Annotated in this window: 22 protein-coding genes and 1 tRNA gene; 17 read left to right on the forward strand and 6 right to left on the reverse strand. The window is 71.2% G+C overall.

The features are described from left to right. Positions 1–8 precede the first annotated feature (8 nt). Positions 9–740, reverse strand: coding sequence for a methyltransferase domain-containing protein (locus HHX35_RS17485; RefSeq protein WP_182899861.1), 732 nt, complete (start codon positions 738–740; stop codon positions 9–11). A gap of 227 nt (positions 741–967) precedes the next feature. Between HHX35_RS17485 and mfd the strand changes: the two genes are divergently transcribed. The 7 genes from mfd to HHX35_RS17520 all read left to right on the forward strand — a co-directional run bounded on the left by mfd (position 968) and on the right by HHX35_RS17520 (position 9,815). Continuing rightward, positions 968–4,465, forward strand: coding sequence for a transcription-repair coupling factor (gene mfd / locus HHX35_RS17490; RefSeq protein WP_182899862.1), 3,498 nt, complete (start codon positions 968–970; stop codon positions 4,463–4,465). Positions 4,466–4,517: 52 nt separating this feature from the next. Beyond that, positions 4,518–5,162, forward strand: a complete 645-nt coding sequence (locus tag HHX35_RS17495; RefSeq protein WP_182899863.1) for a SurA N-terminal domain-containing protein — start codon at positions 4,518–4,520, stop codon at positions 5,160–5,162. Positions 5,163–5,229: 67 nt separating this feature from the next. Then, complete coding sequence (locus HHX35_RS17500; protein WP_182899864.1) at positions 5,230–6,213, forward strand: MazG family protein; 984 nt, start codon at positions 5,230–5,232, stop codon at positions 6,211–6,213. 82 nt (positions 6,214–6,295) lie between these two features. Beyond that, on the forward strand, positions 6,296–7,576 hold the full coding sequence (gene eno, locus HHX35_RS17505) for a phosphopyruvate hydratase (protein ID WP_182899865.1): 1,281 nt from the start codon (positions 6,296–6,298) through the stop codon (positions 7,574–7,576). A 160-nt stretch (positions 7,577–7,736) separates the two neighbouring features. After that, on the forward strand, positions 7,737–8,198 hold the full coding sequence (locus HHX35_RS17510; protein WP_240809180.1) for a septum formation initiator family protein: 462 nt from the start codon (positions 7,737–7,739) through the stop codon (positions 8,196–8,198). 73 nt (positions 8,199–8,271) lie between these two features. Further along, positions 8,272–8,805, forward strand: a complete 534-nt coding sequence (locus HHX35_RS17515) for a DUF501 domain-containing protein (protein WP_396780369.1) — start codon at positions 8,272–8,274, stop codon at positions 8,803–8,805. A 71-nt stretch (positions 8,806–8,876) separates the two neighbouring features. Then, positions 8,877–9,815 (forward strand): Ppx/GppA phosphatase family protein, encoded by a 939-nt coding sequence (locus HHX35_RS17520; protein WP_182899866.1) that lies wholly within the window; start codon positions 8,877–8,879, stop codon positions 9,813–9,815. Between the two features lie 14 nt (positions 9,816–9,829). Here HHX35_RS17520 and HHX35_RS17525 read toward each other — a convergent pair whose 3' ends face one another. Continuing rightward, positions 9,830–10,177: a helix-turn-helix transcriptional regulator gene (locus HHX35_RS17525; RefSeq protein WP_182899867.1), complete on the reverse strand. Its 348-nt coding sequence runs from the start codon at positions 10,175–10,177 to the stop codon at positions 9,830–9,832. 81 nt (positions 10,178–10,258) lie between these two features. On the opposite strand from HHX35_RS17525, the gene HHX35_RS17530 reads away from it, so the two are divergent. The 3 genes from HHX35_RS17530 to HHX35_RS17540 all read left to right on the forward strand — a co-directional run bounded on the left by HHX35_RS17530 (position 10,259) and on the right by HHX35_RS17540 (position 12,632). Continuing rightward, entirely contained in the window at positions 10,259–11,242 is a 984-nt protein-coding gene (locus HHX35_RS17530; protein WP_182899868.1) for an alcohol dehydrogenase catalytic domain-containing protein, read from the forward strand. 62 nt (positions 11,243–11,304) lie between these two features. Continuing rightward, complete coding sequence (locus HHX35_RS17535) at positions 11,305–11,634, forward strand: PadR family transcriptional regulator (RefSeq protein ID WP_030507598.1); 330 nt, start codon at positions 11,305–11,307, stop codon at positions 11,632–11,634. Further along, a complete protein-coding gene (locus HHX35_RS17540; RefSeq protein WP_182899869.1) occupies positions 11,631–12,632 on the forward strand; it encodes a DUF1700 domain-containing protein in 1,002 nt (333 codons plus the stop codon). The genes HHX35_RS17535 and HHX35_RS17540 overlap by 4 nt, the downstream gene beginning before the upstream one ends. 13 nt (positions 12,633–12,645) lie before the next feature. Here HHX35_RS17540 and HHX35_RS17545 read toward each other — a convergent pair whose 3' ends face one another. Together HHX35_RS17545 and HHX35_RS17550 are read right to left on the reverse strand one after the other, a co-directional pair. Next, positions 12,646–13,074 (reverse strand): MarR family winged helix-turn-helix transcriptional regulator, encoded by a 429-nt coding sequence (locus tag HHX35_RS17545; protein WP_182899870.1) that lies wholly within the window; start codon positions 13,072–13,074, stop codon positions 12,646–12,648. A gap of 180 nt (positions 13,075–13,254) precedes the next feature. Then, positions 13,255–14,460, reverse strand: coding sequence for a cytochrome P450 (locus HHX35_RS17550; protein WP_310739148.1), 1,206 nt, complete (start codon positions 14,458–14,460; stop codon positions 13,255–13,257). Positions 14,461–14,682: 222 nt separating this feature from the next. Between HHX35_RS17550 and HHX35_RS17555 the strand changes: the two genes are divergently transcribed. The 3 genes from HHX35_RS17555 to HHX35_RS17565 all read left to right on the forward strand — a co-directional run bounded on the left by HHX35_RS17555 (position 14,683) and on the right by HHX35_RS17565 (position 17,323). Continuing rightward, entirely contained in the window at positions 14,683–15,486 is an 804-nt protein-coding gene (locus HHX35_RS17555; RefSeq protein WP_182899872.1) for a uracil-DNA glycosylase, read from the forward strand. 151 nt (positions 15,487–15,637) lie between these two features. Beyond that, positions 15,638–16,996 carry an NAD(P)/FAD-dependent oxidoreductase gene (locus HHX35_RS17560; protein ID WP_182899873.1) on the forward strand — a complete coding sequence of 453 codons (1,359 nt, stop codon included), beginning with the start codon at positions 15,638–15,640 and terminating at the stop codon, positions 16,994–16,996. A gap of 254 nt (positions 16,997–17,250) precedes the next feature. Beyond that, a tRNA-Leu gene (locus HHX35_RS17565) sits at positions 17,251–17,323 on the forward strand. Between the two features lie 179 nt (positions 17,324–17,502). Here the strand turns inward: HHX35_RS17565 and HHX35_RS17570 are convergent. Next, positions 17,503–18,156: a class I SAM-dependent methyltransferase gene (locus HHX35_RS17570; RefSeq protein ID WP_310739149.1), complete on the reverse strand. Its 654-nt coding sequence runs from the start codon at positions 18,154–18,156 to the stop codon at positions 17,503–17,505. Between the two features lie 317 nt (positions 18,157–18,473). Here HHX35_RS17570 and HHX35_RS17575 point away from each other — a divergent pair, with 317 nt between their 5' ends. The 4 genes from HHX35_RS17575 (at position 18,474) to HHX35_RS17590 (ending at position 21,655) form a co-directional block, all read left to right on the forward strand. Continuing rightward, positions 18,474–18,851 (forward strand): hypothetical protein, encoded by a 378-nt coding sequence (locus HHX35_RS17575; RefSeq protein ID WP_182899875.1) that lies wholly within the window; start codon positions 18,474–18,476, stop codon positions 18,849–18,851. A 238-nt stretch (positions 18,852–19,089) separates the two neighbouring features. Then, positions 19,090–19,821: a trypsin-like serine protease gene (locus HHX35_RS17580; protein ID WP_310739166.1), complete on the forward strand. Its 732-nt coding sequence runs from the start codon at positions 19,090–19,092 to the stop codon at positions 19,819–19,821. Positions 19,822–19,877: 56 nt separating this feature from the next. Beyond that, complete coding sequence (locus HHX35_RS17585) at positions 19,878–20,687, forward strand: ATP-dependent Clp protease ATP-binding subunit (RefSeq protein WP_182899877.1); 810 nt, start codon at positions 19,878–19,880, stop codon at positions 20,685–20,687. Further along, a complete protein-coding gene (locus tag HHX35_RS17590) occupies positions 20,684–21,655 on the forward strand; it encodes an asparaginase (RefSeq protein WP_182899878.1) in 972 nt (323 codons plus the stop codon). The genes HHX35_RS17585 and HHX35_RS17590 overlap by 4 nt, the downstream gene beginning before the upstream one ends. Before the next feature lie 6 nt (positions 21,656–21,661). On the opposite strand, the gene HHX35_RS17595 is transcribed toward HHX35_RS17590, so the two are convergent. Further along, positions 21,662–23,167, reverse strand: a complete 1,506-nt coding sequence (locus HHX35_RS17595) for a cell wall metabolism sensor histidine kinase WalK (RefSeq protein ID WP_182899879.1) — start codon at positions 23,165–23,167, stop codon at positions 21,662–21,664. Positions 23,168–23,560 lie beyond the last annotated feature (393 nt).

The raw sequence follows: 23,560 nt of genomic DNA on the forward strand, positions 1-23,560 counted from the left end.
GTAGCGACTCAGATGAGGCGGGCGAAGTGGTTCTGCGGACGGCGGATCACCATGGTGATCTCGTCCTCGGTCCCGTTGAGCCCGCCTCGCGAGAGCGCGGCCACGACCCGGCAGACCACGGCGACCAGACCGCCGTGCGGACCCCGCCGGGCCGGGCCGCTCACCGCCGAGTAGTCCTCGGCGATCATGAGCCCGCGCATGAGGCAGTACGCCTGGATGCCCTCGCGGGAGGCCAGCGGCTCGTACATCGCCGGAAGCGGCCCCACGGACCCGGCCGGGGCGAGCGTGCGCCACAGCGCCCGCCGCAGCCAGCGGGGGGTCACCCGGTCGCAGAAGCCGTACGCCGACTTGCGGTCGCGCATCTTCAGCAGCAGCAGCCCGCCGGGGCGCAGCCCGGCCACGAGCCGGTCGAGCACGAGCTCGGCGTGACGGATGCGCTCGAGGAGGAACGACACGTAGACGACGTCGAAGGAGCGGGGCGGGATCGGCACGAGACGCAGATCGCCCAGGTAGGACGCCTCCAGGTCGCCGCGGTTGGCGGTGTGGGCCCGCAGGGGCGGCAGATCCTCGTCCACCCCCGTCAGTCTCGGCTCGTAGCGCCCCACGTCGAGGGCGCCGCCCCGGCCGCATCCGGCGATGAGGATGTCGAGCCGCCGTCCGAGCTGGTCGGTCCACTGCTCGCGAATCCGCTGGCTGAACACGTCGTCCTGATCGGCGGACGACAAACGAACCTCTGTCATACCACTGAGAGTAATCATTTGACGACGCGGAGTTGCGCATTTGCCGTCACCCATCATGTCCGGACCGAGGAGCGAGCGGAGCGAGGCGAGGGGACAGGGCGTAGCCTTGGTAGCCGCGGCCCGGTTGGGAGCGTCTCGCGGATCTCCTCCGTAAGGGGGATCGGCCGGATGAACGGGGTCGCGTCCGCACGCCGGCTGTCTTTGTCACGGGGCTTTTGAAGGCATCGATGTCTCTTTCCGGACTGCTCGACCTCGTATCCGCCGAACCCAGGCTCGCCGCCGCGCTCGACGCCGCCGGGCAGGCCGCCCACCCCGGCGCCGAGCTGGTGGCGCCACCCGCGCTGCGGCCGTTCGCCGTGGCCGCGCTGTCCCGCGTACGGCCGGTGCTCGCCGTCACGGCGACCGGGCGCGAGGCGGAGGATCTCGCCGCCGCGCTCACGAGCCTGGTGGACGAGAGCTCCGTGGCCGTCTTCCCCGCCTGGGAGACGCTGCCGCACGAGCGCCTGTCGCCGCGCAGCGACACGGTCGGCCAGCGCCTGGCCGTGCTGCGGCGGCTGGCGCACCCGATCGAGGGCGACCCCGCGGCAGGCCCGCTGCGGATCGTGGTGGCCCCGATCCGCTCGCTGCTCCAGCCCATCGTGGCCGGGCTCGGCGACCTGGCGCCCGTACGGCTGCGCGCGGGCGACGACGCCGACCTGGACGACGTGGTGGCCCGGCTGGTCCAGAACGGCTACCACCGGGTGGACATGGTGGAGAAGCGCGGTGAGGTGGCCGTGCGCGGCGGCCTGCTCGACGTGTTCCCGCCCACCGAGGAGCACCCGCTGCGGCTGGAGTTCTGGGGCGACACGATCGAGGAGATCCGCTGGTTCAAGGTGGCCGACCAGCGCTCGCTGGAGGTGGCCCAGGACGGGCTGTTCGCCGCGCCCTGCCGCGAGCTGCTGCTCACCGACGACGTACGGCGGCGCGCCCGCGAGCTGGGGGAGGAGCACCCGGCGCTGAAGGACGTGCTCGACCAGCTCGCCGAGGGTGTGCCGGTGGAGGGCATGGAGGCGTTCGCGCCCGTGCTCGCCGGGGAGATGGACCTGCTGCTCGACCACCTGCCGATCCGGTCGGCCGTGTTCGTCTGCGATCCCGAGCGGATCCGCGGCCGGGCCGTCGAGCTGGTCCACACCAGCCAGGAGTTCATGGAGGCGTCCTGGATCGCCGCGGCGGCGGGCGGCGAGGCTCCGATCGACCTGGAGGCGGCCGCCTTCCGCACGCTCGAGGAGGTGCGCGACCACGCCGGCGAGCTGGGCCAGCAGTGGTGGAGCATCGCCCCCTTCGGTGAGGGCGTGGAGCTGGACGCGCAGGACGTCGAGGCCTACCGGGGTGACACGCAGCGGGCGCTCGCCGACATCAAGGGCTGGATGGGCGCGGGCAAGGCCGTCGTGCTGCTGAGCGAGGGGCACGGCCCCGCCGAGCGCATGGTCGAGCTGCTCAAGGGCGTGGACGTGGCGGCGCGGCTGGTGCCGTCCCTCGACGGTGCGCCGCCGAAGGACGTCGTGCAGGTCACGACGGGCCGCATCGACCACGGCTTCGTCGCGCCGGACGTCGCCGTGGTGACCCACCTCGACCTCGTCGGCCAGAAGGCGTCCACCAAGGACATGCGGCGGCTGCCGTCGCGCCGCCGCAACATGGTCGACCCCCTCCAGCTCAAGGTCGGCGACCACGTGGTGCACGAGCAGCACGGCGTGGGCCGCTACGTCGAGATGGTGCAGCGCACGATCCAGGGCGCGACCCGCGAATACCTCGTGATCGAGTACGCCAGGGGCGACCGGCTCTACGTGCCGACCGACCAGCTCGACGAGGTCACGCGCTACGTCGGCGGCGAGGCGCCCACGCTCAACCGCATGGGCGGGGCCGACTGGGCCAAGGCCAAGACCAGGGCGAAGAAGGCGGTCAGGGAGATCGCGGGTGAGCTGATCCGGCTCTACTCGGCCCGGATGGCCTCGCCCGGCTACGCGTTCGCCTCCGACAGCCCCTGGCAGCGGGAGATGGAGGACGCCTTCCCGTACGCCGAGACGGGCGACCAGCTCGAAGCGATCGACGAGGTCAAGCGCGACATGGAGCGGCCCGTCCCGATGGACCGCCTGATCTGCGGCGACGTCGGCTACGGCAAGACCGAGATCGCGGTGCGGGCGGCCTTCAAGGCGGTGCAGGACGGCAAGCAGGTCGCCGTGCTGGTGCCGACGACGCTGCTCGTGCAGCAGCACCTGTCGACGTTCGGCGAGCGGTTCGCCGCCTTCCCGGTCACGGTGAAGCCGGTCTCCCGGTTCCAGACCGACGGCGAGGTCAAGGCGACCCTCGACGGCCTGCGTACGGGCGAGGTCGACGTGGTGATCGGCACGCACCGGCTGCTGTCGCCCGAGGTCAAGTTCAAGGACCTCGGCCTGATCATCGTGGACGAGGAGCAGCGGTTCGGCGTCGAGCACAAGGAGGCCATGAAGCACATGCGCACGCAGGTGGACGTGCTCGCCATGTCGGCGACGCCGATCCCGCGGACGCTGGAGATGGGCCTCACCGGCATCCGGGAGATGTCGACGATCCTCACGCCGCCGGAGGAGCGGCACCCGATCCTCACGTTCGTCGGGCCGTACGACGAGAAGCAGATCGCGGCGGCGATCCGGCGCGAGCTGATGCGCGACGGGCAGGTGTTCTTCGTCCACAACCGGGTCCGCACGATCGACAAGGTGGCCTCGCGGCTGCACGAGCTGGTGCCGGAGGCGCGGATCGCGGTCGCCCACGGACAGATGAACGAGAGCCAGCTCGAGAAGATCATGGTGGACTTCTGGGAGCGCAACTTCGACGTGCTCGTCTCCACCACGATCGTCGAGTCCGGCCTGGACGTGCCCAACGCCAACACGCTCATCGTGGACCGTGCGGACAACTACGGCCTGTCGCAGCTCCACCAGCTGCGCGGCCGGGTCGGCCGGGGCCGCGAGCGCGGTTACGCCTACTTCCTCTACCCGCCCGAGTCGCCGCTGACCGAGACCGCGCACGAGCGGCTCGCCACGATCGCCCAGCACACCGAGATGGGCGCCGGCATGTACGTCGCCATGAAGGACCTGGAGATCCGCGGCGCCGGCAACATCCTCGGGGCCGAGCAGTCGGGCCACATCGCCGGTGTCGGCTTCGACCTGTACGTCCGCATGATGGCCGAGGCCGTCCAGGAGCAGAAGTCCAAGCTCGCGGGCGAGGCGAAGGTGGAGGAGCGGCCCGAGGTCAAGGTCGAGCTGCCGATCAACGCCCACGTGCCGCACGACTACGTCACCTCCGAGCGGCTGCGCCTGGAGGCGTACAAGCGGATCGCGGCCATCGGCTCTGAGGACGACATCGCGGCCGTCCGCGACGAGCTCACCGACCGGTACGGCAGGCCGCCCCAGGAGGTGGACAACCTGCTGGAGGTGGCGCGCTTCCGGATCAAGGCCCGCAAGGCCGGGCTGACCGACGTGACGTTGCAGGGCCAGCAGATCAGGTTCGCGCCCGTGGAGCTGAGGGACTCCCAGCAGGTGCGGCTGCAGCGGCTCTACCCCCGCTCCATCTGGAAGCAGGCGACGGGCATCCTGCTCGTGCCGGTGCCCAAGACCAAACCGATCGGCGGTCAGCCACTGCGCGACCTCGACCTGCTGAAATGGTGTGGGGACCTGGTCGAGGCCCTGTTCCTGGAGCCGATGCGGGTACAGTGACCCGCGAAATTGTCAACATACGCGTGGCCGGTGTCGTTCGGGAGGATCGTCCGTGAAGTCGTATCGAGTGCGCGTCGCCGTGGCGCTGGCGGCGGCCGGGGTCGCCGTGACCGCCTGCGGCGGCCCCGTGCAGGCGGGTTCCGCGGCCATCGTGGGCAAGGAGCGCATCACCTCCAGCGAGCTGAACGACGAGGTCCGCGCGCTGCGCGCCGACCTTGCCGCCAACAAGATCCCCGAGGACCAGCTCCAGCTGTCCTTCTCGCTGCCGCAGACGGTCCTGCTCAACATGACCACGAGCAGGCAGTTCCGGGAGCTCGGCCGGAGCAAGGGCGTCGCGGTCACCGACCGGGAGGTCGACGACGTCGCCACGGCGCAGGGCGGCTGGGACCAGTTCAACAAGGTGCTGCTGGCCAACGGCATCCCGCTGGACGAGGGCCGCGACTTCATCCGCGCCGTCGTCATCCGCAACAAGCTGGCGCAGCAGTCCGGCGCCGGTCAGGACCAGGCGAGCCAGCAGGCCGCCCTCCAGAAGATCGTCCAGGAGGCCGACTCGGCCGTGCCGGTGAAGTACAGCCCGCGCTACGGCAAGTTCGACCCCCAGCAGGGCTTCGTCGCCGACGACCGCTTCGGCTCGGTGGGCGGGGCCACGGCGGGCGAGGCCGCCGCGGGTGCGGCCGGCGCCGCCCAGGCCGGCTGATCGCACGCCTTGCGGTATGGCCGGCGGCCCGGCGACGCCGGGTGGGCGGGCTCATTAGGCTGAGGCCATGGCGTTGATCGTGGTGACCACCTCGCCCCGGGTCGCTCCGGGCCTGCTCGCGCCCGCGGCGTGGAAGGCCCTCACCCGAGGGCGGGTGCTCACCGGCACCCCGGACCACCCCTACCTGCCCTATCTCGACGAGGCCGGCGTACGGGTCGAGGTGGTGACCCCCGACCCCGGCGCGGTCGCCCGCGAGAGCCGTACGGGGACGGTGGTGTGGCTGGCCGCGCAGGACGGCGACGAGGACTTCATGCGCGCGGTCGGCCACGCCGCGATCTCCCTGGACGAGCCGCCGGAGATCGAGGTCGTCCCCGGCTCCTACGACCTGCCAGGAGCCCGGCTGCTCGACCTCGTCCAGGTGATGGACCGGCTGCGCCGCGAGTGCCCGTGGGACCGCAAGCAGACCCACGAATCGCTCGTGCCCTACTTGGTCGAAGAGGCATACGAGGTGCTGGAGACCATCCACGAGGGCGCCTACGGCCCGCCGCTGCGCGAGGAGCTCGGCGACCTGCTGCTCCAGGTGGTGTTCCACGCCCGGCTCGCCCAGGAACGGATGGGCCCGGAGGAGGCGGCCGGGGACGGCTTCGACATCGACGACGTCGCCGCCGGGATCGTGGAGAAGCTGGTCCGCCGCCATCCGCACGTCTTCGCGGACGTCGAGGTCTCCGGCGCGGGTGACGTCGCCGACAACTGGGAGACGATCAAGGCGGCCGAGCGGGCCGCCAAGGGGGAGACCGCCTCGGCGCTCAGCGGCGTGCCCATGGGCCAGCCGGCGATCTCCCTGGCCGCCCAGCTCCTGCGCCGGGCCGGCCGGGCCGGGGCGCCCGCCTCTCTCGCCGGCGACCTCGCCCCGCCCGCCGGCGCCCGCCTGTTCGCGCTCGTACGGGAGACCCAGGACGCGGGGCTCGACCCCGAGGCCGAGCTGAGGGCGGCGGCCAGGGAGTACCGGCGGCGCGTGGAGGAGTGGGAGAACACCGCGGACACGCCGTGAACGGGCGGCCCTGCGCCGTACCGGGTAGTAGGGACCGATAGGCTCGGGTGGCAAACCGCCCGCCATTTTGCTAGGAGCGTTCGTGGCTGCCATCGAGGCCATCACCGCCCGCGAGATCCTCGACTCCCGTGGGAACCCCACGGTCGAGGTCGAGGTACTGCTGGACGACTACAGCACCGGCCGTGCCGCCGTTCCGAGTGGCGCCTCCACCGGTCAGTTCGAGGCCGTCGAGCTGCGCGACGGCGACAAGAAGCGCTATCTCGGCAAGGGTGTCGAGAAGGCCGTCCTCGGCGTGACCGACGAGATCGCCGACGAGCTCATCGGGTTCGACGCCGAGGAGCAGCGTCTCATCGACCAGACGATGATCGACCTGGACGGCACGCCCAACAAGGCCCGCCTCGGGGCCAACGCGCTCCTCGGCATCTCGCTGGCCGTCGCCAAGGCCGCCGCCGACAGCGCCGACCTGCCCCTGTTCCGCTACGTCGGCGGGCCGAACGCGCACATCCTGCCCGTGCCGATGATGAACATCCTGAACGGCGGCGCGCACGCCGACACCAACGTGGACATCCAGGAGTTCATGATCGCGCCGATCGGCGCCGAGACGTTCTCCGAGGCGCTGCGCATGGGCGCGGAGACCTACCACACGCTCAAGGGCGTGCTGAAGGAGAAGGGTTACGCCACCGGCCTGGGCGACGAGGGCGGCTTCGCGCCGAACCTGCCGTCGAACCGCGACGCGCTCGACCTGATCATGGTCGCGATCGAGAAGGCCGGTTACACGCCGGGCCAGGACATCGCGCTCGCGCTCGACGTCGCGGCCAGCGAGTTCCACAAGGACGGCGTCTACACGATCGACGGCAAGGGCGTGTCGGCCGCCGAGCTGATCTCCTTCTACGAGGACCTGGTCCGCTCCTACCCGCTGGTCTCCATCGAGGACCCGCTGAACGAGGAGGACTGGGACGGCTGGAAGGCCATCACCACGTCGCTCGGCGCCAAGGTCCAGCTCGTGGGTGACGACCTGTTCGTCACCAACCCCGAGCGGCTCGGCCGCGGCATCGCCGAGGGCGCCGCCAACGCGCTGCTGGTGAAGGTGAACCAGATCGGCACGCTGTCGGAGACCCTCGACGCGGTCGACCTGGCCCACCGCAGCGGCTACCGCTGCATGATGAGCCACCGCTCCGGCGAGACCGAGGACACCACGATCGCCGACCTCGCCGTGGCCACCAACTGCGGCCAGATCAAGACCGGCGCCCCGGCCCGTTCGGACCGGGTGGCCAAGTACAACCAGCTCCTGCGCATCGAGGAGCTGCTCGACGACGCGGCGCGGTACGCCGGTCGCGCCGCCTTCCCGCGCTTCCAGGGCTGATCGGCGGCACACGGCGGTAGCCCGGCTGGACACGTTCCGGACGCCCGATGTGGCGATGGGTGCGGCGACGCCGTACCCGTCCGGGCGTGTACGGCCGGGACGGGCGGTTAGTGTGGCCGTTGATCGGGCCTTGCACTGACCGGCCGGGAGGGGTGGTTTCGTGGCGGCGAAGCGGCCGCAGCTCACCGGGCGCGCGGCGATCCTCGCGGTCGTCGTGTGCGCCATCGCCATGAGCCTGGCCTACCCCGTGCGAGAGTACGTCGCCCAGCGCCGGCAGATCGCCCAGCTGGAGGCGCAGCAGGCGAACGCGCTGCGCAAGCTCCAGAACCTGGAGCAGCGGCGCCGGCGGCTGGAGGATCCGGACTACATCAAGCGCCTGGCCAAGGAGCGGCTGTTCTACTGCGAGCCGGGCGCGGACTGCTACCAGGTGATCGACGAGGAGACGGCCGGGTCCGCCGCCGCCAAGGCGGGGACGAAGCCGCCGGAGCGGCCCGCCTGGTACGTCACTCTCTGGCGGTCGTTCGAGGCAGCCGACAAGGGGCGGCCCGCCGCACCCGCGGCAGGGCGGAGCCCCGCACCGACGGCGTCCGCATCGGCGTCCGCGCCGGCGCCGGCGGGATGAGGACCGCGGACGGCCGCGAGAGGGCATCGTGAAGGGCGAGGAGATCGACGTGGCGGACGACCAGGCGGACCACGTGGGCCACACGGGCCGTGTGGACCCCGCTGACCTGGCGGCGGCGCGGGCGCAGCTCGGGCGGCAGCCGCGCGGGGTGCGGGCCGTCGCCCACCGGTGCCCCTGCGGCCTGCCCGACGTGCTGGAGACCGCGCCCCGGCTGCCCGACGGCGCGCCGTTCCCCACGCTGTTCTACCTGACCTGCCCGAAAGCCGCCTCGGCGATCGGCACGCTGGAGTCGTCCGGTCTGATGAAGAGCATGCAGGCCCGGCTCTCCGAGGACCCCGAGCTGGCCGAGGCCTACCTGGCGGCCCACGAGGACTACGTCGCCCGCCGCGACCGCGCGGCCGACGAGGAGGGCGTGGAGCCGCTGCCGCGCGACATGCAGACCGCCGGCGGCATGCCTGGCCGGGTCAAGTGCCTGCACGCGCTGGTCGCCCACGAGCTGGCCGCGCCGGGGGTCAACCCGTTCGGCCGGGAGGCCCTCGACGCGCTGCCCGACTGGTGGGCCGGCGGCCCCTGCGTGGTCGTGGAGAATTCCGAAGAGCGGCCATAGGCCGGGCGCGGGACAGAATCGGGAGCGCCGTCGTGGCGCGGGGAGCCGACCGGAGGCCGGAGAGGATGAGCGTGAAGACGAAGCGGGTCGCGGCCATCGATTGCGGGACCAACTCGGTCCGCCTTCTCATCGCGGACATCTCTGGCGACGACCTCACCGACGTCGAACGGCGAATGGAGATCGTCAGGCTCGGCCAGGACGTCGACCGTACGGGACGGCTCGCGCCGGAGGCCCTGGAGCGGACGTTCACGGCCATGCGCGGGTACGCCAAGCTGATCAGGGAGCACGCCCCGGACGGGTCCGTGCCGGTCCGCGTGGTCGCCACCTCGGCGACCCGCGACGCCGCCAACCGGGCCGACTTCGTCTCCGGCGTACGGGACATCTTCGGCGTGGAGCCCGAGGTGGTGACCGGTGACGAGGAGGCGCGGCTGTCCTTCACCGGCGCGACCCGGGGCCTGGCCCGCTCTGGCGCCGAGGCCGAGACGCCTTATCTCGTGGTGGACATCGGGGGCGGTTCGACCGAGTTCGTCGTCGGCTCCCGGTCGGTCGAGGGCGCGCTGTCGGTGGACATCGGCTGCGTACGGCTGACCGAGCGTCACCTGCGCGACGACCCGCCGAGCGCCGGGACGGTGGAGGCGGCCGTCGCCGACATCGAGGCGGCCATGGACCGGGTCGAGGAGAGCGTCCCCGTGCGTACGGCGCGGACGCTGGTCGGCCTGGCGGGCTCGGTCACCACGGTCGCCGGCATCGCGCTCGATCTGCCCGCCTACGACCCCGCGCGCATCCATCACTCGCGTATCCCCGCCGAGCGGGTCCACGAGGTGTCCGCGCGGCTGCTGCGTATGACGCACGACGAGCGGGCGGCCATCCCGGTCATGCACCCGGGCCGGGTGGACGTCATCGGCGCGGGCGCGCTCATCCTCGACCGCATCGTCCGCCGCTACGGCTTCCCGGAGGTCGTGGTCAGCGAGCACGACATCCTCGACGGCATCGCCTGGTCCCTCGCCTGACAAGAACCGGGGCGTCAGGGGGCGACCGGCTCGGCGCTCGTCTCGTAGGCATCGAGGATCGAGTCGAGGAGGCCCGGGAACCGGTCGTCGAGGTCGGCCAGGCGTAGCGCGGTCCACCGGCGGTTGCCGTCCTCCCGCTGGTGGATGACGCCGGCCTCCCTGAGCACCCGGAAGTGGTGCGTGAGCGTCGACGGCGCCACGTCCACAGGGAACGTGCCGCAGGCCCGTTCCGGCTCGGCGCGCAGCGTCCGCACGATCGTCATGCGCGTGGGATCCGCCAGCGCGTGCAGGACGTCGAGCAGGTCGATCTCGGCGGCGTCCGGATGCGTCAATGCCGACCGGCGGCGTTGGGATCGGGGCATCTTCCACCTCTCTTTCGACAACCATCGTACAACTGTGGTACGACTTTCGTCGTACGACGAACGTCGAAAAAGGAGCGGGACATGCAGGCGCTGGTGATGACGGGACCGTCGCGCGGGTCGGACCTGACCGAGATCAGGGACATGCCGGTGCCGGTGCCCGGTGAGGGGGAGGTGTCCATCGACGTCTCCCACGCGGGCGTCAACTTCATCGACGTGATGGCGCGCAGGGGAGACCCGGGCTACGTCACCGCCTGGCCGTACGTGCCGGGCAAGGAGGTGGCGGGAACGGTGCGCCAGGTGGGCCCGGGAGTCTCCGGCCTGGCACCGGGACAACGAGTGGCCGCCTTCACCCCGTCAGGCGGTCTGGCCGAGGTGGCCGTGGCACCCGCCGCCCTGGTCGTGCCGCTGCCGGACGACGTGCCGTCCCACCTCGGCGCGGCCGCCCCGCTGATGCTGACGAGCGCGTTGCTGCTGCTCACCGACGCGGCGAGGCTCGGCGCGGGTGAGAGCGTGCTCGTCCACTCCGCGAGCGGCGGTGTCGGGTCGGCCGTGGCACGCCTGGTCCCCGCACTCGGCGGAGGACGGCTCATCGGCACCGTGGGACGGCTGGACAAGGTCGGCGCGGCACGTTCCGCCGGCTACGACACGGTCGTCGTCCGTGGTGAGGGGACCGGCGCCGCTATCCGGGACGCGGCGCCCGATGGCGTGGACGTCGTCCTCGACCCCCTCGGTGTCGAGCTGCTCGAACTTGACCTGGAGGTCACCGGCCCCGGCGGCCGGATCGTGCTGTTCGGCAACGCGGGGGGTGGGGAGGTCCCGCCGCTTCCGCCGCACCCCCGCCTGATGCGGGGCAACGTGGGGATCGTCGGCTTCAGCGCCAGCGCTCTCACCGTCGGCGCGCCCCACCGGCTCGCCCGGGGCCTGCGTCGCGTCCTCGACCTGGTCGCGGAGGGCCGGCTGGATGTTCCGGTGACCGAGATCGGCGCTCTGCCCGGGGTGCCCGAGGTGCACCAACTGCTCGCCGAAGGCCGCGGCAGCGGAAAGTACGTCGTCCGGATCGCGTGAACGCCGCGTTGAGCACCTGAAGATCTTGCTGCTATTCCGCAATGCGTAGTACTGTGCGATGCGTGGACAGTAGCCAGCTCCTCAAAGGAGTTCTCGACCTGGCGGTCCTCGCGGTGCTCGCCGAGCGCGACAGTTACGGATACGACGTCGTACGCCGCCTGCGTGAGGTGGGGCTCGAGGACGTCGGCGACGCCTCGGTGTACGGGACGCTGCGGCGGCTCTTCAAGGCCGGAGCGCTCACGTCCTACGTGGTCGCCTCCGACGAGGGACCGCACCGCAAGTACTACGGCCTGAACGACGTGGGCCGCTCGCTCCTCCAGACCTCGGCGAAGACCTGGACGTCCTTCGCCGCCACCATGAACGACCTGCTCAAGGAGGTCGATCCGGGATGAACCCCCCAATGACGCCCCAGAAGTACGCCGCCGCCGTACGCGAGGCGCTCGCCGATCTCCCCGCCCGCGACAGGGACGCGCTGCTGGAGGACCTGGACGAGCATCTCGCCGAGGTCGCCGCCGAGCCGGGCATGTCGCTGGAGGAACGCCTCGGCAGCCCCGAGGCGTACGCGGCCGAGCTGCGGGCCGCCTACGGCGGGCGGCCGTCGGGCGGCGGCTCCTCACTGGGCGGGCGGCTGCGCGAGCGCACGAGCGGAGCCGTCCGGCGCGTTCACACGCGGCTGCTCGTGCTCCCGCCCTACCGTCAGGCCGCCGTCTTCGCCCCCGAGTTGCGCCCCGCGTGGTGGGTGCTGCGGGGTTACGCGATCGCGCTGGCCGTGCTCGCGCCGATCAGCGCCCCCGGGCTCGTCCCCGGCGACCTCCCCGCCTGGGTGTTCACGCTCGCGGTCATCTGGGGGTCGGTGTGGCTGGGCCGGCGGGGCCGCACGCGGGGGTCGCGTTGGGGCCGGGCGCTGCTGCTCGGAGCCAACCTGCTGGCCGCGGTCCTCGTGGTCGCGGCGATGGCCGACGTTCCGAGCACGTCGTCGCGAGGCGTGGCCTTCGAATACGGCCCCCGGCCGGACGTGTACGCGCCGGGCATGCGGGTGGAGAGGGTGTCCTCGCTGGGCGGGGACGTCTCCAACATCTTCCCGTACGCGGAGGACGGGACACCGTTGCACAACGTCCGGCTCTACGATCAGGACGGCAACCCGATCACGGTGGATCCCGAGGGCTCCGGCCAGACCGTCGTCGTCCCCTGTGACGGCGAGCCGCCCATGCGCAACGCCTACCCGCTGCCGTTGCGACCCGTGGAGTACCGCGCCGGGGCGACCTGCGCGCCCGCCACGCCGACGCCGACGGATGCCACCGACGCCACGGCCTCCGCGTCGCCGTCCGCGTCGCCCTCGCCGTCGCCGTCGCCGTCGCCGTCGCCCTCCGCCACGCCGTCCCGGCGGTAGGGGAACCGCGGGGTCAGCCGGACCCGAGCGCGCGCAGCATGGTCAGGAGCGTCGTGCGGTCGGAGACGGGCCGGAAGAAGGCCCGGTCCACCCCCTCGACCACGGTGATGGCCTCCCGCACGAGGGCGGCGCCGCGCTCGGTCACCCGCAGCCTCCTGGCTCGGGTGTCGGCGGGGTCGACCTCGCGCGAGACCAGGCCCTTGGCCTCCAGCTTGCGGATGACCTGCAAGGTCATCTTCACGTCCGTGCCGGCCTGCCGGGCCAGTGTGAGCTGGTTGGGACCGTCGCCGTGGGAGTTCAGCCACCACGTGCCGGCCAGCAGGACGAACTGCACGTGGGTGAGATCCAGCGGCGCGAGGGCCGCGGCGATGTCGCGCTGCCAGCGGAGCGTGGCGTGGCACAGCAGGAACCCCCGGCTCTCCTCGGGGTCCAGCGGCGGCATGGTCTAGCCCTCCTCTGCCAGCCGCACCAGCGCGGCCAGCACGTCGGGGAAGTCGGCGGTGATGGCCGGGCCGAGCCGCGGTCCGACCCGGCGTCCATCTCGTCGGTGAACCACGTGCCCGGCTCGATCTCGGTCAGGCGCACAGGCCGGCTCCGTGTACGGACGGAGCCGGGCCGGACGTCAGCCGCGCAGCCGGACGGGCAGGGAGAACAGACCGCGCATGATGGCGCTGGGCCACCACCTCAGCTCGGCGGGGTCGGCGGCGAGGGCCAGATCGGGGAATCGTTCGAGCACCCGGCCGATAGCGGCCTCTCCCTCCACCCTGGCCAGGGCCGCACCGACGCAGTAGTGGGGCCCCCGGCCGAAGGCGAGGTGCGGTTCGCCGACCCGGCCGGGGGAGAACGCGTCCGGGTCGGCGAACGCCGCCGGGTCCCGGTTGGCCGCCAGCAGCGAGACGAGGATGGGCTCCCCGGGCAGCATCTCCTGGCCGCCGACGACCACGGGCTCGGTGGGAAAACGCCAGGTGGCGTTCCGTACGGGACCGTCGTAACGCAGCATCTCGTCGATGAAGTCCGGCAGCAGGGAGAGGTCGGCGCGCAGGGCCGCCGCCTGGCCGGGATGCCGCAGCAGCGCGAGCAGACCGTTGCCGATCAGCGCCACGGTCGTCTCGTGGCCGGCGATCAGCAGCAGGAACGCGGTCGAGGTCAGCTCGTCCTTGTCGATCTCGCCCTGGTTGGACCGCCGTACGAGGTCGGTGAGCAGGTCGTTGCCCGGCCGGGAGCGCTTCAGCTCGACCAGGTCGGCCAGGAAGGTCTCCAGGGCGTCCGTCGCGCGGGTGATCTCCGCCACCTCGGACGCCGCCGCAGAGTCGATGACGGAGGCGTGGTGGTGGAAGGTGGCCCGGTCCTCCTCGGGCACGCCGAGCAGGTCGCAGATGATCGTGATCGGCAGCGGATAGGCGAGGTCGGCGATCAGATCCGCCTCGGGGCCGTCGAGGCGGTCGAGCAGCGCGTCGGTCACCTCCAGCGCCCGCGTCCGCAGCCCCGCCATCCGCCGGGGCGTGAAGGCCGCGCTCACGAGCCGCCGCAGCCGCGCGTGGTCGGCCCCGTCGGCGTTGATCATGTGGCGGGCGAGCCCGGGCCGATGGTCCAGGGGCAGGCCGAGAGAGGCGGCCCGCCACTCGGGCGAGCCGGCCGCCGGGTCCTTGGCGAGGGCGGGATGGGTCAGCGCGGTCACGGCGTCCTCGTACCGCGTGACCAGCCACGCCTCGCAGCCGGGCAGCGGCACGCGGGTCACCGGGGCGTTCCGGCGCAGCCAGTCATAGGCGGGGTAGGGGTCGGCGTCGAACGCCGGGCCGAACAGCGGGGGGAATGAGTCGGTGGACACGGGCCGTACGTACCCATCCGCGGCGCGACGGAAAAGATTGGAATCTTTCTCGGCATGACCTCTTCGTGACACGCGCGCCGATGCCCCGCGGACACTGCGTGGGAACCGCGAGACGGTGCGGCACGGGCGTGCCGAGTCCGGGCGGCCCGATCGGCGGGCGGCGGCGTCGCGAGAACCGGCTTCCGGCCGACGCATACCTTGTGGCCTGGCACGATCGGTGTCATGAGCTCCGTTCCTCCCGGTTCCGGCTGGCCGGGCGACCCCGCGCGCCCGGACACCCCCGTCGCCCACGACGCCCACGAGGTCGCCAAACTGGCCGCCGAGAGCCGCACTCTGACCGAACTGACCGCCAGGCAGTCGGTGTGCCGCGCCTGTCCGCGCCTCGTCGAGTGGCGGGAGGAGGTCGCCGACGTCAAACGGCGGGCGTTCGCGGACGAGACCTACTGGGGCCGGCCGATCGCGGGATGGGGCGACGAGGCGCCGCACACGCTCATCGTGGGGCTGGCCCCCGCCGCGCACGGCGGCAACCGGACCGGCCGGATCTTCACCGGCGACCGCAGCGGCGACTGGCTGTTCGCGTCGCTGTACCGCACCGGCCTCGCCGCGCAGGAGACCAGCGTTCACGCGGGCGACGGCCAGCGGTTGATCGGCGCCCGGATGATGGCGGCGGTGCGGTGCGCCCCGCCCGCCAACAAGCCGACCCCGGAGGAGCGCGACACCTGCTTCTCCTGGCTCGCGAGGGAACTCGCGCTCGTGGCCGGTACGACCCGGGTGATCGTGGCGCTCGGCGGTTTCGCCTGGCAGGCGGTGTGGCCCGCGCTGCGCGAGGCCGGGTTCACGCTGCCGCCCCGCAGGCCGCCGTTCGGCCACGCGGTGGAGGTGCCCCTCTCCCACGGCGCGGCTCCGGTCACGCTCATCGGCTGCTACCACCCGAGTCAGCAGAACACCTTCACCGGCCGGGTCACCGCGGACATGCTCGACGGGGTCTTCGCCCGCGCAGTCGCACTGGGAACCGCGACCTTGTGAACCATTTCACAAGTGTGAAGTCGATCACGGAGAGAAGATTGCAGGAATTTTCCTGAGAAATGACGTCAAGAGATGACGAAGTGGGGAAAATCACTGGACCTTTGGCCCTAGTGGGTTGGTGCGGTTGCCAACTCGTGACGTAGGCTTGTGAATGCTTTCACAAGCTTCGGAGGGCATCGTGGCAGACCGCAACTGGAAGCACGTCGTCATCGTCGGCGGTGGGTACGTGGGCCTTTACACGGCTCTTCGTCTCCAGCGCACGCTCCGCCGTGAGCTGCGCGACGGCAGCGTGCGGATCACGCTCATCGACCCGCAGTCGTACATGACCTACCAGCCGTTCCTCCCCGAGGCGGCGGCAGGCAACATCTCGCCGCGCCACGTCGTGGCCCCGTTGCGCCGGGTGCTGCCCAAGGTGCGCATCCTCAACGGCAAGGTCTCCAAGGTGCACCACGAGGCGCGCACACTGACCTTCGAGCCCGCCGCCGGCCAGTCCCGTGAGGTCGAATACGACGTCGTCGTCATGGCGGCCGGCTCGATCTCGCGTACGCTGCCGATCCCCGGCCTGGAGGACGCGGCCATCGGCTTCAAGACCGTCGGCGAGGCCATCGCGCTGCGCAACCGGGTCCTGGCCCTCCTCGACCGCGCCGAGTCGAGCGATGACGAGGACGTGCGCCGCCGCGCGCTGACCTTCGTCGTGGTCGGCGGCGGCTTCGCGGGCATCGAGGCCCTCGCCGAGCTCGAGGACATGACCGAGGACGCGGTCACGTACTACCCGAGCATCGACAAGAAGGACCTGCGCTGGGTCCTGATCGAGGCGTCCGACCGCATCCTGCCCGAGGTCGGCCCCGAGATGGGCGAGTGGACCGCCGAGCAGCTGCGCGAGCGCGGCATCGAGCTCAAGATGGAGACGTTCCTCCAGTCGTGCGAGGGCGGCCTGGTCAAGACCTCGGACGGCGACGAGTTCGAGTCGGCCACGATCGTCTGGACCGCCGGCGTCAAGGCGAGCCCGATCGTCAACTCCACCGACCTGCCGCTCGACGAGCGCGGCCGGATCAAGACCACGACGCGCCTGACCGTCGCGGGCGTCAAGGGCGCCTTCGCCGCCGGCGACATCGCCGGTGTCCCCGACGTGACGAACCCCGGTCAGTACTGCGCGCCCAACGCCCAGCACGCCGTACGGCAGGCGAAGGTCCTCGGCGACAACATCACCGCGTACCTGCGCGGGGAGAAGCTGCAGGACTACCGGCACAAGTACGCCGGGTCGGTCGCCGGGCTCGGCCTCTACCGGGGCGTCGCGAACGTCTACGGCATGAAGCTGCGCGGCTTCCCGGCCTGGTTCATGCACCGCACCTACCACCTGTCGCGGGTCCCCACGGTCAACCGGAAGGTCCGCGTGGTGATGGACTGGACGCTGTCGCTGTTCTTCAAGCGGGAGACGATCTCCCTCGGCGAGATCGAGCACCCGCGCGACGAGTTCAGGGCGGCCGCGAAGAGCGGCCTCAAGCGCTGACCCGCTCGGCGCGGACGGATCGAAGGACGACCTCAGGACACGCACACGGCCCGGCGGCGCACACCGCCGGGCCGTGTGCGTGTTCCTGTGCTCTGCCATGCTGGTGTGGTGGACGGTGGAGAAGGTGCGGACGGTCTCCCGGACCTTGACCGGGTGGCTCCCAGGGGTGCCGTTCACGCGCTGTGGAAAGGGGGACAAGCCGCGTAAGACGTAACTTGCTTACAGAGGAGTGATCCGTGACATATGATCGCGGCGCCCCCGTAGCCCAATGGCAGAGGCAAGCCCCTTAAAAGGGCTGTGGTGTGGGTTCGAGTCCCACCGGGGGCACTGGCGCCTCCCAGCAACAAGAAGCCGGTGACCTGCGTGATCCAGGCCACCGGCTGATCTGGCTAGTCCGAGAAGATCGGCGTCACCGGCTTTCGGGCATGGTGACAGGTTCCCTTACGGAATCAATCCGCCGCCCGTGCCGGGCGGTATGCGCGGTGCCGCAGCCCATAGTGCGCGCATCAGGACACGGCGGCCGGTTGTCTGCGCATCAGCAAGTGGCCGCGGCGGAATCGTTCATCCTCCAAAGGCTCGCGCAGCATCCGCCCCACCTCGACGAACTCCTCCTCGCGGGCCAGAGCGGCCAGGTCGTCGATCGGCCACCGGTAGGCCGGCGTGACCTTGTGGTCGAACTGCTGCACGGGACCGCCCTCGGATTCGAAGAATCCGAGCAGGAGGTAACCACCCGGGGCCAGCACCCGGCGGAACTCGGCGAAGTACGGCGGCAGCTCCGGCGGTGGGATGTGGATGACGGAGTACCAGGAGATCAGGCCGCCCAGCTCGCCGTCGGCCACGTCGAAGGCGCCCATCGAACCCAGCTCGAAACGCAGGTCAGGGTGGTCTTTGCGGGCAATGTCGATCATCGCGGGAGACAGGTCGACGCCGAAGGCGTCCAGTCCGAGGTCACGCAGGTGCGCCGTCATGTACCCGGGACCACAGCCGGCCTCGACGACGGGCCGGGGTCCGGCGGCCCGTACGAGTTCGGCGAACACGGCAACCATCGCGCGATCCAGTGGCAGGCGGTCGAGCGAGTCTCGGGCGAGGTCGGCGTAGAGATCGGCGACGGCGTCGTAGGCGTCCGCCGTCGCGGTCAGATAGGGGGAGGATTCGGCCACGGCGGACGACTGTAGTTCATCGGTCGGCAAAAATCGTCGATCAGTGACCGATCGGCGCGTCCTTCCGTTCCGGTGGGCTGACCGCGACCTGGACCCCCGGTGGCGTCCCGAGGCCATGGGCTGTCAGAGCGAACCGCGGGCGAGATCAACGTTGTTACCAAAGTGTCTTTGGAGTTGCCATTGCAACTCGAGGTGCCAACTTGACTGCTGGTACATCGATGACCCCACAAAGGGGGGAATGGTTCCGTATGTCCGATTCTGGAGGCTTCCAGCCGCAATCGTGCGGCGCTACAGAGGCCCCGGCCGGAAGGAATCACATGTACGGGAAACGAACCGGCATCTTAGGCGCGGCCCTTTTCGGCGCGCTCGTGCTGTGGCCGACTCAGGGGGCCCTGGCCTCGCCCCCGCCATCCTCCGGTCTTGCTGCCGCGGTAACGGCGACATCCCCGCAGGATGACGGCCACGGCCACGGCCACAAGCACAAGGGTGAGCACCACAAGAAGAAGCATCACAAGGGTGAGCACCACAAGAAGAAGCATCACAAGGGTGAGCACCACAAGAAGAAGCACCACAAGGGTGAGCACCACAAGAAGAAGCACCACAAGGGCGTGCACCACAAGGGCGTGCACCACAAGGGCGTGCACCACAAGGGCGTGCACCACAAGGGCGTGCACCACAAGGGCGTGCACCACTAGCGGGGCTCGGACCGCATCGCCATGGCCGCTCCTCCTCGAGTCGGAGGGGCGGTCTTCCGTTGTCCGGCGAGGTGGGCCCCTGTGTCCGGTTCAACCGCACAGGGCGGACGCTGACGCGCGAAGCGCGGGCTTGGCGACCGATCGGTAGATCTTTTCGTTCCATTTGCCATGCGGAGCCCATACTCGGATACATTCGTGCATGCGTTTCGTCCCTTTTGTCATGATTCTTGCCGGTTTGGTGGCAGGTACCGCCTCGCCGGCGTCGGCGATCACCCACGGCTCGGTCGATACGACCGATCACCCGGAAGTGGGGGCCCTCATCGGTGAGAAGCCGGAAAGCGACGGCACGTGGTCGTACTGCACCGGCACCCTCATCTCGCCGACCGTCTTCCTCACGGCCGCCCACTGCGGGAGCAAGGGCCAGAAGACCGCCCGGGTCTCCTTCGCCAGCCACTACCAGTCCGGGGCGAAGCTCTACACCGGTCGCTACGTGCCCGACTCGAGATACAAGGGCGAGGCCTATGACCTGGCGGTCGTGGTCTTCTCCGAGCCCGTCACCGGCATCACGCCGGCCAAGCTGCCCACTCTGGGCCTGCTCGATCAGCTCAAGGCCGACGACAGTCTGAAGACCGCGCGCTTCACCCCGGTCGGGTACGGCTCGGTGGACCCCACGAAGAAGCGGCACGGATGGCGGTACCACTACACCGACACGCGCAGCCAGACCTCCATCTCCTTCAAGCGCCTCGGCAGCAGGTGGCTCGACCTGGCGCCGGACTCCTCGCGCGGGGAGGGCGGAACCTGCTACGGCGACTCGGGCGGCCCCAACTACCTCGGAGGTCCCGACTCGAACCTGCTCGTGGCCACGACGATCAGCGGAGTGGACGACGCCTGCCGGACGACCAACGTCGACTACCGCCTGGACATCCCCGAGGTCCGGGAGTTCCTCGGCAAGTACGTCACGCTCCCCTGACGCCGTACTCAATATTGGGGGTAGACGTATACCCCCAATGGGGGTATGAATGATACATGCCTAAGATCAACGTGTACCTGCCGGATGATCTGGCGGAGGCGGTCAAGGAAGCGGCACTTCCGGTGTCCGCGATCTGCCAGCGGGCGCTGGAGCAGGCGGTCCGCCGGGTGAGCGCCATCCGCGAGAGCATCCTCGGCGATTTCGAGATCGACGACCCCCGGCTGTCGCACTTCACGCCCAGGACCCGCGCCGTCTTCCGGCTGGCGCTGGAACGGGCCCGGGCCGAGAACGCCGCCGGCATCGGCACCGAGCACCTGCTCGCCGCGATGCTGGCCGAGGGGCAGAACCTCGCCCTGCACGTCCTGCGAGCCATGGAGGTCGAGCCCACCCTGGTCGAGCGCGACCTCGCGAGCCGCCGCCCGTCCGTACCCGCCGCGGCGGCCGGCCCTGAGCAGTCCGGGGACGAGGGAACGCCGAAGGACGGTCCGAGCCGGTTCGGCGCGCACGCGGCCAACGCCCTCGAACTGGCGGTCACCGAGGCCCATGCGCTGGGGCACAACTACATCGGGTGCGAGCACCTGCTGCTCGGCCTGGTCGCCGAGCCCGACGGGATCGGCGGGCAGGTGCTGCGGGATCGGGGCGCCGAGCCGCGCCTCACGCGGCGCGCGGTCGTCGCGGCGCTCGCCGGCTACGTCCACCTCCGGGCCCAGGCACAGGACGCCTCCGCATCCCAGACCACCTCCCAGACCGCCGCGCAGGCCGTGGCGGCGGTCGTCCGTCAGGAGATCGCTCCGCTCCTGCGGCGCATCGAGCGGCTCGAGCAGCACGCCGGAGTCGCCGCGCCCGCCGAGGGCGAGGCCTCGTGACCGGACGCGTGCTGCTGGTGGCGACGGGCGACGTCATGGCGTACGCCCGTCACACCGGCCGCCCGGGGCTCGCGACGGCCGCCGACCTGCTGGCGGCCGTACCCGGGGATCTCGGTGTGGAGGTCGTGACCGAGGACGTGCAGGCCGAGCCGAGCTGGGACACCTCGTCCTCCACGATGCTGCGGCTGGCCCGGCGTGCCCGCTCGGCCCTGCTCGACGAGGGGTTCGACGGCGTGGTCGTCACCCACGGCCTGGACACGATCGAGGAGACGGCCTTCCTCACGGACCTGCTCGCAGGCCCCGCCGCTCTACGCGGCGGCATCGTGCTGACCGGCGCCGTGCGTGGGCTGGACGAGCTGTCGAGCGACGGCCCGCGCAACCTCGCGTCGTCCCTGGTCGCCGCCGCCGATCCCGCTCTTCGCGGCGTCGGCGCGGTGGTCTGCGTGAACGACGAACTGCAGGCGGCCCGCTGGGTCACGATGGCCGACGCGACGGGCGTGGCGGCCTTCTCGTCCGCGCCCGCGCCGATCCTCGGCCGGGTGGCGGACGGCCGGGTCGAGATGACGGCGACGCCGCCGCCGCGGCCCCCGGCCGCGCGGGGAGAGCCGGAGACGAACGTCGCGCTGATCAAGACGTACCCGGAGATGGACCCCGTGCTCGTCACGTCCGTCGTGGACGCCGGAGCCAGGGGCGTGGTGCTGGAGGGCACCGGCGCCGGGAACATCCCGATCACCCTGTACGCGACCCTCAGTGAGCTGGCGGAGTGGGACATCCCCGTGGTGGTCGCCTCGCGGTGCCGCACCCGGCCGGTCGCGCTGGAGGACCTGCCGCCGGCCCTGGGGCTGGCCGCGAAGGTCGGCGCCATCGGGGCACGCGGGCTGGCAGCGGTGAAGGCCCGATACGCCCTGATGGTGGCGCTCGGCGGGGGCGGGCGGCGCGCCGTCCGCGACTGGTTCGCCCGCCTCTGACCGCCGTCAGGCATGTCCCTCGTTCAGTGGCGCCGGGACGTTCTCCACCTGCGGCGGCTCGGTGTACGGGCCCGCGGCGCGGCGGATCGCGGCCTGCGAGGGCGCGGCGTCGGCGTTCTGCGGGCAGCCGGAGACCGGCAGGCACAGCACGAACATGGCACCGCCGTACGGCGACTCGGCCGCCACCAGGGTGCCGCAGTGGGCGCGGGCGATGTCGCGGGCGATGGCCAGGCCGAGGCCGGTGCCCCCGTGGCCCCTGCTGCGTGCCGTGTCCGACCTGGCGAACCGCTCGAAGATCCGCTCCCGTTCGCGCACCGGGACGCCGGGACCGTCGTCGCCGACCCACAACTCGACGAAGCCGTCGTCGCGCCGGAGCCCGACCTCGACCACGCTCCGGGCGTGCCGCTGCGCGTTGTCGAGCAGGTTGGTCAGCAGCCGGGCGAGGTGGCGCGGCGCGGCGTGCATCCTGACACCGTCCTCCAGCCGAAGGCGCACCGATATCCGGTCGGTCCGGCGGGCGACCTCATCCCTGACCAGCTCCGACACGTCCACGGGCTTGCGGCCCGGGGCCGTCGCCCCCACCTTCGCCAGCAGGAGCAGGTCGTCGATGATCGCTTCCAGTCGCTCCACGTCGAGCAGCGCGTCCCTGAGCAGCGACCGCAGATCGGTCTCGTCGGGGTGAAGCTGCGCCTCCTCCAGTTGTGTGCGCAGGCCGGCGAGCGGAGTGCGCAGCTCGTGGGAGGCGTCCGCGGCGAACTCGCGCTGCCGCCGCAGCGCCCGCTCGGTGGTGAGCTTCGCCTGCTCGATGCGGGCGAGCGTGCTGTTCACGGTGCGGGCGAGCCGCGCGATCTCGTCGTCCCCGGCCGGTACGGGCACCCGGGTGTCCAGGTCGTTCACGTTGACGGTGGCCAGGTCGCTGCGGATGGCCTCGACGGGGCGCAGGGTGCGTCCGGCCACTTTCCAGGTGGCCCAGGCGGTGAGCAGCACGAGCACGGAGACCTCCGCGGTGAAGAGTAGATCGAACATCGTGACGGGAGTGAAGCCCTCGATGGGGCGCCCCGCGTACACGACGGGGGAGTCGGGCCCCGGCGTCACCCGCAGCGCGGCCAGACGCAGGCAGCCGAACCCGTCGTGCGTGCAGGCCTGCAGGTCCTGCATCGGGTCCTGCTGGGACGGCCAGAAGGAAGTCAGCGGGGGCATCCCCCGGGCGGCGGGCGACGCGGCGAGCACCCGCCGATTCGGAGCCACCACTTGGACCAGGTCGATCCCGGCCACCTGTGGATCGATGATGTGGCGGAAATGGCCCGCACGCCACGCGGCGGCGGTGAGCGCCGCCTCCTGGCGGGCGTCGAGCCAGACCGCCGTGGAGAACGCCTGCCGGGCCAGCATGCTGCCCAGGATCCCGGTGGGGATCAGCAGCAGGGTGGCGAGCGCCGTGATGAGGACGGTGATGCGCCCTCGGATGGAATGAGGCTGGAACCTTCGCAATAACGGTGGGCCGCTGACGTTCATCTCCGTCCTCCTCGCGATGGCATTCCCCTGCGGCACTGGCGGCGGACGGGCGGCTCTCCGGCGTCGACGTGGCCGTCCGGACGGTCTGCTGTGCCGATCTGATTCGGAATGAGAGGCTCGCAACGGCAGGCGGAGTGGTCGCTGAGGCGTTCTGCCTGGTCAGGCCGCTACTTCTCGGCTCCGCACCAACGCTAGCACTAGACTTGAAGAGTTCAAGTAAAGGAGTCGTTCAAGTTTGTTCTACGGTCGGCGTCAGCCGTCGTTTTCGGTGAGCGACGGCGGGAACTCGCCCGGAAGCCTGATCGTTGCCACTGTGGTGGAGTGGCGCTCCCACTTGTAGGGGCACCGCTCCTCGGGCACCATCCCCACTAGGCCGCGCAGCGGCTGATCAGT

The organism is Microbispora sp. H10830, assembly GCF_014161375.1.
Taxonomy (GTDB): Bacteria; Actinomycetota; Actinomycetes; order Streptosporangiales; family Streptosporangiaceae; genus Microbispora; species Microbispora catharanthi.

Coding starts and splice junctions, on each gene's coding strand:
- HHX35_RS17485 (WP_182899861.1), bottom strand. CDS start 740: ATGACAGAGGTTCGTTTGTCGTCCGCCGATCAGGACGACGTGTTCAGC.
- mfd (WP_182899862.1), top strand. CDS start 968: ATGTCTCTTTCCGGACTGCTCGACCTCGTATCCGCCGAACCCAGGCTC.
- HHX35_RS17500 (WP_182899864.1), top strand. CDS start 5,230: ATGGCGTTGATCGTGGTGACCACCTCGCCCCGGGTCGCTCCGGGCCTG.
- HHX35_RS17525 (WP_182899867.1), bottom strand. CDS start 10,177: ATGCCCCGATCCCAACGCCGCCGGTCGGCATTGACGCATCCGGACGCC.
- HHX35_RS17530 (WP_182899868.1), top strand. CDS start 10,259: ATGCAGGCGCTGGTGATGACGGGACCGTCGCGCGGGTCGGACCTGACC.
- HHX35_RS17540 (WP_182899869.1), top strand. CDS start 11,631: ATGAACCCCCCAATGACGCCCCAGAAGTACGCCGCCGCCGTACGCGAG.
- HHX35_RS17545 (WP_182899870.1), bottom strand. CDS start 13,074: ATGCCGCCGCTGGACCCCGAGGAGAGCCGGGGGTTCCTGCTGTGCCAC.
- HHX35_RS17555 (WP_182899872.1), top strand. CDS start 14,683: ATGAGCTCCGTTCCTCCCGGTTCCGGCTGGCCGGGCGACCCCGCGCGC.
- HHX35_RS17560 (WP_182899873.1), top strand. CDS start 15,638: ATGCTTTCACAAGCTTCGGAGGGCATCGTGGCAGACCGCAACTGGAAG.
- HHX35_RS17575 (WP_182899875.1), top strand. CDS start 18,474: ATGTACGGGAAACGAACCGGCATCTTAGGCGCGGCCCTTTTCGGCGCG.
- HHX35_RS17585 (WP_182899877.1), top strand. CDS start 19,878: ATGCCTAAGATCAACGTGTACCTGCCGGATGATCTGGCGGAGGCGGTC.
- HHX35_RS17595 (WP_182899879.1), bottom strand. CDS start 23,167: ATGAACGTCAGCGGCCCACCGTTATTGCGAAGGTTCCAGCCTCATTCC.